The sequence below is a fragment of the Pseudomonadales bacterium genome (assembly GCA_013215025.1).
In the GTDB taxonomy this organism is placed as follows: Bacteria; Pseudomonadota; Gammaproteobacteria; order Pseudomonadales; family DT-91; genus DT-91.
Map to the genome: position 1 here is coordinate 1 of JABSRR010000337.1, position 1650 is coordinate 1650.

The following is a 1650-nucleotide window of genomic DNA, read 5'->3' on the forward strand; positions in this document are numbered from 1 at the left end:
CCTGAAATTGTTTGGGCCTGCGCATTGTAACGACCGAACTCACGTTCCATGGCATAAGAAATTTCGCCCACCGTCGCGCGAACACGGGTTGCTTTGACGGCTAAATCGAGTAAGTTGCCGCCATTACCGAGTGCGCATTGGTAAATCGCTTCAAGCGCGTCTTCAACTGCAGCCTCATCTCGATCACCACGTATCTTAGCCAAATTGGCAATTTGCGACTCACGCACAGCCTCATTGTCGATCTCAAGAATTTCTACGTCGTCTTCTTCGGCCAGCTGGTATTTATTCACCCCGACAATCACGTCCTCACCACGGTCAATACGTGCTTGCTTTTTCGCCGCAGACTCTTCGATTTTCATCTTTGGCATACCGGTCTCAATAGCTTTCGCCATGCCACCTGCGGCTTCAACTTCTTCGATTAAGGCCCACGCTTTATCAGCAATCTCTTGCGTTAAATTTTCCATCATGTAGGAGCCTGCCCAAGGGTCTACTACCTTGGTAATGCCGGTCTCTTCTTGGATAATAAGCTGGGTATTACGCGCAATTCGAGCAGAAAATTCAGTAGGCAGTGCAATGGCTTCATCTAAGGCATTGGTGTGAAGTGATTGTGTGCCTCCAAATACCGATGCCATCGCTTCAATCGTGGTTCGAACAACGTTGTTATATGGATCTTGTTCGGTCAAGGACCAGCCTGAGGTTTGCGAGTGGGTTCGCAGCATTAAAGATTTTTCGTTCTTAGGCTCAAATTCGGCAACAATTTTATGCCATAGCAATCGAGCAGCGCGCATTTTCGCAATTTCCATATAGAAATTCATCGAAATGCCCCAGAAGAATGACAGACGCGGAGCGAAGGCATCAATATCAAGGCCAGCCGCTAAGGCCGTTTTAATATACTCTTTGCCATCAGCCAAGGTATAAGCTAGTTCAAGTGCAGCATCGGCACCGGCTTCTTGAATATGATAGCCAGAGATTGAGATCGTATTAAACTTAGGCATATGCTCTGAGGCATAAGCAATGATATCGCCAATAATTTTCATCGACGGTGCTGGTGGGTAAATATAAGTATTACGCACCATAAACTCTTTCAAAATATCATTCTGAATAGTGCCGGCAAGCTTGTCTTGACCTACACCCTGTTCTTCAGCAGCAACGATATAACCGGCTAAAACGGGTAATACCGCCCCGTTCATTGTCATAGAGACGGATACTTTATCAAGTGGAATACCGTCAAACAGCACCTTCATGTCTTCCACGGAGTCAATCGCAACACCGGCTTTACCAACGTCGCCAGACACGCGTGGATGATCTGAGTCATAACCACGATGAGTGGCTAAGTCAAAGGCAACCGACACCCCTTGGCCACCAGCAGCAAGCGCTTTACGGTAAAATGCATTTGATTCTTCAGCGGTCGAGAAACCTGCATATTGACGAATAGTCCAAGGCCGACCGGCATACATCGTCGTCTGTGGGCCACGAATAAAAGGGGCCATACCGGGCATAGTATTGGTGTACTCTAAGCCCTGTAAATCTTCCGCGGTATAAACAGGTTTGATGTTAATGCCTTCAGGAGTTTCCCAAACAAGATCATCAACCGTTTTATTCATCCGCGATAACTGTTTATTTGCCTTAGCTTTCCAATCAGCAACAGTT

At 46.9% G+C, this 1650-nt stretch carries 1 protein-coding gene; it reads right to left on the reverse strand.

The features are described 5' to 3' along the window. Positions 1-1650 (reverse strand): methylmalonyl-CoA mutase (gene scpA / locus HRU21_13460; GenBank protein NRA43291.1); only part of this gene is annotated, 1650 nt, incomplete at both ends.